Genomic DNA, 7,364 nt, shown 5'->3' on the forward strand with positions numbered 1-7,364 from the left:
TAATCAAAAAACGATCCTCATCATTCTCAAAACTCTTAAAATTAGACAAATCAATCAAACTCTCATAATAAACATCACCATCATAAACACGAATATAAAAATCCAACCTCAAATTCAAAACCCTATCATCAAAAAACCTAACACCATCCAAAAAACCATCAAAACAAAAACAACCATCACCCAAACAATCAAAATTCATATCAAAACTATTAACATTCAAATCATCGCGGGTTTTAGAAATAACCATTACTCTAGAAATATTTTTAATATCATCATTTAAAATATTAAAATTTCCTTTAATTGATATTTTATTATCATTATGTAAATCCAAATAGTCAATATTATGATCAAAATCAGTCTTTATAAGTTTAAATGATAAAGTATCTAATATTGTAGAATAAGCAGATAGTATACAACATTTTTCTTTAATAATCAACTTAAATGATTGATTTTTAAAATAATATCTAATTCTTTTTTTAGAATAAAAATTTTCATCTTTTATTTTAATATATAAATCAAAAATACCCTTATCAGCTATTTCAAATAATTCATTTAATGGAAAACTTATTTCTGAAGATTTGATTTTTTGTTCCCATCTCCATCCAGAAGATCTATGTTTAATCTCAAAAATTTTATCAAACTTATCATCAATAAAACCATAATTACCTTTAATTAATAATTTATCATCAACAACCCTTAATCTATGAACCTGATAATCTTTACTAACTTTTAATGATAAATTATGGTTAATAGTCAAATATGGTTCTAATAGCAATTTTTTTGTTTTAATTTGCTTTAGTTGAACATTACTACATTTAATTCTTTCTTTAATAATAGAAAGATTATTATTAAATTTTAAATAAAAATCAAAAATACCATAATCTGCCAATCCAACTAATTCTTCAAATGATACACTAACGGTAGAAGATTTTATTTCTTTTTCTAAATTTTTTTTAGATGATCTATGCTTAATACATATAAATAAATTTGGAATTATCTTATCTTTTTGAAAAATAAAAAGAATTTTATCTTCACAAATATCTAACTTAACATTTTTATAATCATTAAACTTATAATATTTTTTAAATAACTTATAATATATTCTTTTATATTTATTTTTACTCATCTTCTTCGATTTTTTAGCCAAATTAATTAATAGATTCATGTAAATTCTCTTTATTATTTGATATAAAGTAATAATTGATTAAGGATAATATTAAAATTAAAAATATTAAACTATTAAATATATTATATTTTTTTGTATATATTTTTAATTAGTACTCAAGGATTAATTTATTCAAAAAAAATAAGTTAATATAAATCATTAAATTCTTAAAAAAAAGATTATTTAGTAGTATTATTTAGAATATACGTTTTTATTAACTTATTTTAAAAAATACAATTAAAAATTTTTCTATAAACTTTTTTAATAAGTCTATAAACTTTTTTAATATTCTGATAAATTTTATTTTTAAATGGAATCTTTTTTCTTTTTATTAAAAAATCAACAACTTTATCTGCTGATTCTCCATTATGCACTGAACAAAATATATTATAAAATTCCTCATAAAATGGTGCATCATCAACATTAATATTTTTATACAATTCTTCTTCAGTTTCACAAACAGAACCACAATTTATTTTATGAATATCAAAATAAGAACCTCTTAATTTATTTTCATAATGTTTTAAGTCTGGAACATAATATAAAACTGGTTTTTTAGTACAATACCAATCAAAAACAATTGAAGAATAATCTGTAATTAATACATCAGCAGCACATATAATTTCTACAACATCATCCCATTCACTAACATCAATAGAGCTCCCATGAAGATGTTTAAGTTCTTCAGTAACTTCACTCATATGATGACCTCTAACTAATAAAATAGAACCTTGAGGTGCATGTTCTAAGAATTTTTCTGTATTTAACATTAAATTAAACTTAAATTTTGAATTACCTAAGTGACCTTCATCCCTCCAAGTAGGTGCATACAAATATACTAAATTATCAGAACTTATACCTAACTTATTTCTCACTTCATCACGTTTAGCATCATATTTCTCTTTATTATAAAAAATATCATTAGCCGGATATCCTAATTCTAATATTTCACCATCATATCTAAATGCAGATTTAAATTTTTCAGTAGAATAATTATTAGGAGATAATAACGCGTTCCAACCTCTAGATTTAATATAAAATTGTGGATTTGACTTTTTTTCATTATTCTTGTCCCAATGTAGTAATTTATAAGGCGTTCCATGCCAAGTTTGAAGATAAAACGTATCTTCACGATGGATATAAATAGGAAAAGTTGTATTATTAATTATAACACGTGCTTTTGCAAGATACTTATAATACTCATTAGATGATCTTTTAACAACTATTGGATTGCCGGGAATATTTTTAGGATTTCCATCATATGCCCAAACATAAATAAAATTAGGAAATCTTTCTATCAATTTTTCATAAATATAACGAGGGTTTCCACTATATTGCCTAGCTAAATTACTTTCAAAAAAAAATAAATTTTCAACAACAAAATACTTATTAACAGCTTTTTTATACCTTTTAGGAACCCCATATCCTTTATATTTAGCAATTTCATAATATAATTCAGGATTATCTTGAAATTCTAATTTCCATTCATCAATTGGTTTATCACCAACATATTCTGAAATATATTTCTGCAAATTTTCACAATCTCCCATCATATCCTCCATAAATACATTTAATCAATTTTATTAAAAATTCTTCTATAAATATTTATGATTTTATATTTAAACCAACCCTTTGTTGATTTAATAATTCTAATTTCCTCTTTTAAATTATTATTTTTAGACATAGCATTTAAATTACTGTTTTTAAGTTTAGTAATGTATGTTTTATTATATTCATACTCTTCTTTCATCATACTAATAATTGTTTTTTGAATATTTAATTCTACAAGTAATGAATTTAAACTTTCAAAATTCCCATTTAAAAATAAATCATATTTAACTTTGTCTATATAGTTTAAATTCTTAAAAAAATCATGAGGTAATTTTTTAACAAATGGTTTTACTATTTCATACATAATTCTCTTATACTCATCATCACAATTATCTAATTCATTTATAAATTGTAATATGTCAATTTCTACCAGTTTTTTATATAAATTTTCAAGTAATATTTCATGTTTTGATGATTTAAGAACATTAATTACTTCTTTTGTTATAAAAATACGATCTTGAAGATTTTTTATATTATTAACCTTTTGAGTAATAGAATCATCTCTAACTCGCCAATAATATTTAACTTCAGGATATACTCCTACACAATCACTTGCACAAAATAATTGTATTGAAAATAAAATATCTTGATATACTCTTCCTTCAGAAAATTTAAAATTATATTTATCAAAAAAATTCTTTTTAATGAATTTATTCCAAGAAGTCGTATCATAAATTAATTCATTGCACTCTAAAATATTTGTTTTTGGAAAAATTTCTCCAGATATTGAAATATCATGCAATATACTTTCCCATATGACACACTCATCATTAACCCTTAAAGCATCAAAAACAACAAAATCTGGATTAAATTTGTTTGAAAAATTATAAAGTTTTTCATATGCATCTAACTCTATAAAATCATCAGAATCATGAAAAACAATATACTCCCCGGAAACATTTTCTAAACCTATATTCCTACATACTGATGGGCCTAAACGTTCATTATTATTAATAATAATAATTCTTTTATCTTTTTTAGCATATTCTTTTAATAGTTTTAAAGAATCATCAGTAGAATTATCATTAATACAAATTATCTCTAAATCTGTCAATGTTTGATTTACAACACTATCTAAACTTTCTTCAAGATATTCTTCTGTGTTAAAAATTGGAATAACAATACTAATTAAAGGATTTTCAACTTTATCCCTACTTATTACATCATCAACAGACATATTATCAATTTAAATATTATTTCATTATAATCCCAATATTATTTGAGTTATAGAGCTTTATTTTATTGTTACCATATTTAATTACTTGATCATTAAAATTATTTAATTGATTTTTAGATAATTTGAATCTGCCTCTACCTATTTCTAAATAGATATTATATAAAATATTTTTATCTAATGCATATTTCCATTCAAGATAAAATTCCCTATTATCTTCATCAAAAGTGAAATAAACTCTATCATATTTTCTTTTGTATTCTATGTAAATTTTATAATTAATAGGTTTGTTTTTATTAGGAATAATTCTTATGCAATTATCATTAGCAAAAATTTCAAAAAAATCTTTACAATAAGAACTTATAATAGAAAAGTTACCAAATTTTGTAAAATGGAATTTAATATTAGGATTTCTACTTAATATTTTTACATTATTCTTTAAAAAATTAAATTCTTTTAATCGAAATAATTCTTTATTTCCACCAATAGATACAACTTCTAAGAAAATGTCATATGTATTAATATTATCCAAATCATCAAGGTTAATTTTTCCACTAAAAGAATTTATTTCATCATTTTCTTCAAGATTGAACGAATAAATATTCTCTTCCAATATTCCATATTTTTTAGTTAAACCTACAAAAGAAATATTCACACTATTAACTTCAATATTTATTGGTATTTTAACATTTTTAAAATAGATATACTGTGAATCAGAATATAAATCGTCTATTTTTATAAAATTCTCTTCAACTTTTTTAATTTCAAATAATTCAACAGGAATATTGTATTTAGAATTATCAAAGTATTTTAAATTCCAATAAGTTTTATTATTTTTAACAATAGTTGATTGTTCTTTTAAATCAAAATTTAAAAAATCATCTAATTCATCAGACAAATCATTTAGAATAAAATAAATAAATAAATTATATTTTAAATCTAAATTATTATCATAAACATCATCGATGTCACATAAAATATCTTTTAAAACATTTAAATAAGCCTTTTTAAAGTTTTTATCTTTCAAAATTCCATTAATTGGATAAAAAAATCTTTCTAAATAAGTCTTTATTACACGATTAAAGTATTTTTCATTGTTTGTTTCAGTGAAATAATCTTTTAAATAATAATAAGTGGAAAGTCTATCTTCCATATTTTTAATATCAAGTAAACTCTTACTTATTGAAATATCACTATTTCCTTGAATAATATCTTCTTGTGAGCGTCGACGCCATAAATAAACTAAATCTGGAATAATACTAATTTTATTAGCAAATAAATATGCTCTAAATACTAATGGAACATCTGCATAAATCTTGCCTGGAATCATATAAATATCATGTTTTTCAATTAATTCTCTTTTATAAATCTTATTCCAATAAAAAACATCATAAAATATGTCTAAGTACTCATCAATATTGAATGTTTTTTCCCCATCCCAAATATTATTTTTTTTAATGACCTCTCTTTGAAAACCACTAATATAAAAATTAGGTTTACCACTGACAATATCTGAATTAGTTTCTTTTGCTTTTTTATACATTTTTTCATAAGCATCAAGTACAACTATATCATCAGAATCCATTAAAGTAACATACTCCCCTTTAGCCACTTTAAGACCATTATTACCCGCAATGGCACCACCCTGATTTTTTTGATCGATAATTTTAATATTATCATACTCTCTAGCATATTTTCTAAGAATATTCAAACTACCGTCAGTACTCTCATCATTAACACAAATAATCTCAATACCATCTAAAGTCTGATTAACAAGAGAATCTAAACACTCTTCAAGATAATACTCAGTATTATAAACTAAAACAACAACAGATAATTTATACTCAAAGTCACAAGACATTATTTATCCCCTATAAAACTACATTTTCCAATTAATTAATGATTCTATTGCATCTAAATCAAAGACAGGAATATTTAATTTATCTGAAATAGAAAATCTTTCACTAAATGAATCATCAATGAAAATTGATGCAACACTTGAATCTATAAATTTATATTTTTCATCATCTTTTGTTAAAGAAATAATATCATTAAACAAATTAATATCAATTTTAAGTTCTTTTAATGTTTCCTTAATATTTTTAACATGCTTTGTAATAAGTATAATCTCCTTATCTTCATTAACACACTGGTATAAAAACATCATTAAAAATGTGTTAACTTTTCCTTTAACAAAAACTGTATCATCAAAATCAAGATACACACGATTATAGTTTATTTCATATTTAAATCTATTCATAAGCGCTCTATCAATAGTTAATTTATTATCATTTGTCATTACATTCACATCAATACCTAAATGAGAATATAATGTTAAAAGAGGAAAATTAATTCCAGTATTCCTATGTAATGCCATTGTTCCAGCAATTCTAGGAGCAATTTCCAATAATTTATATTGATTATTTTTATCCTTTTTTAGCTGAAAAAACCAAGCCCCATCAAAAGACAACTTAGAATTAATTTTTTTAGCAATGTCTTTTATAATTTGTTCAGTTTTAATAGTAGTTGCATTTACACTAATACCATCTTTAACTCTAATACGTTCTCTTTTTTCACAATATAATAATCTATCATTAGATGAAAAGCAATCAATTGTATACTCTTCATAAGGCAAATATTCAACAGCAATCAATCCAGGATTTTCATTAAAATGGCGTTTTAAATCATCAAAATTATTAGCAATAGCTACTCCTTTAGCACCTTGTCCAACATCTGGCTTTAAAAAAATAGGAAATTCCTTATCTAAAACTTTATTAATCTTTTCAGCTTTCTCATCTGAGTAAAAATCATCTTTTTTAATATCATAATACTTAGGAATAAAATTCTCATCTTTAAAAAAATCATAGGTTTTACTTTTGGATCTGCAAATATCACAAGTTCTATCGTTTGAAACAACAACATGTGCATTAAGTTGGTTTTTTAATTGAGCTAACTTTAAAACAACATCATCATGAGCAGGATAAATTAAATCGATACTATATTTTTCAATTACAGAATTTATAAACTCTAAAAAATTATCATCATCAATAAAAGGAATATTGGGAATATAATTATTATAAACATATTTTCCATGATCATCAATACTAGAACCACCAAACAAAACAAAATCCTTACAATACTTTAAAGCATTATTAATTTCTAAACCAATCTCTGAACCACATGGAAATACTAAAACATTCTTCATAATACTCACTTAAACCATCTAACAAAATTTATTTAACATTACTTAATTAATTACTCGTAGTTTTTTTTAATATTTAAAAAATTTTTTTGATTATTTTTTTTGCGGATTTTCCCTTGCACAAAGAACAGAATCTTTTATAAAACTCATCATATTTAATTTCATATTCATTTACAACATCATCAATATTTCTAATTGCATTAACTAACTCA

Annotated in this window: 6 protein-coding genes; all 6 read right to left on the bottom strand. The window is 22.6% G+C overall.

The genetic code is table 11. The features are described from left to right. A partial coding sequence (locus tag MBORA_RS07495; RefSeq protein WP_157944460.1) for a hypothetical protein occupies positions 1-1,126 on the bottom strand: 1,126 nt, incomplete at its 3' end. A gap of 263 nt (positions 1,127-1,389) precedes the next feature. Next, positions 1,390-2,715 (bottom strand): CDP-glycerol glycerophosphotransferase family protein, encoded by a 1,326-nt coding sequence (locus tag MBORA_RS07500; RefSeq protein ID WP_063720483.1) that lies wholly within the window; start codon positions 2,713-2,715, stop codon positions 1,390-1,392. 20 nt (positions 2,716-2,735) lie between these two features. Next, positions 2,736-3,953, bottom strand: a complete 1,218-nt coding sequence (locus tag MBORA_RS07505; protein WP_042692530.1) for a glycosyltransferase family 2 protein — start codon at positions 3,951-3,953, stop codon at positions 2,736-2,738. A 16-nt stretch (positions 3,954-3,969) separates the two neighbouring features. Continuing rightward, complete coding sequence (locus MBORA_RS07510; protein WP_063720484.1) at positions 3,970-5,811, bottom strand: glycosyltransferase; 1,842 nt, start codon at positions 5,809-5,811, stop codon at positions 3,970-3,972. 18 nt (positions 5,812-5,829) lie between these two features. Beyond that, entirely contained in the window at positions 5,830-7,155 is a 1,326-nt protein-coding gene (locus tag MBORA_RS07515) for an ATP-grasp domain-containing protein (protein WP_220607607.1), read from the bottom strand. Between the two features lie 73 nt (positions 7,156-7,228). Then, the coding region (locus MBORA_RS11460; protein ID WP_156482708.1) for a CDP-glycerol glycerophosphotransferase family protein at positions 7,229-7,364 on the bottom strand (136 nt) is incomplete at its 5' end.

This window comes from Methanobrevibacter oralis, from assembly GCF_001639275.1.
GTDB lineage: Archaea > Methanobacteriota > Methanobacteria > Methanobacteriales > Methanobacteriaceae > Methanocatella > Methanocatella oralis.

Bases quoted from the DNA above. Each gene is read 5' to 3' on its own strand.
- MBORA_RS07500 (WP_063720483.1), bottom strand. From the start codon at position 2,715: ATGGGAGATTGTGAAAATTTGCAGAAATATATTTCAGAATATGTTGGT.
- MBORA_RS07505 (WP_042692530.1), bottom strand. From the start codon at position 3,953: ATGTCTGTTGATGATGTAATAAGTAGGGATAAAGTTGAAAATCCTTTA.
- MBORA_RS07510 (WP_063720484.1), bottom strand. From the start codon at position 5,811: ATGTCTTGTGACTTTGAGTATAAATTATCTGTTGTTGTTTTAGTTTAT.
- MBORA_RS07515 (WP_220607607.1), bottom strand. From the start codon at position 7,155: ATGAAGAATGTTTTAGTATTTCCATGTGGTTCAGAGATTGGTTTAGAA.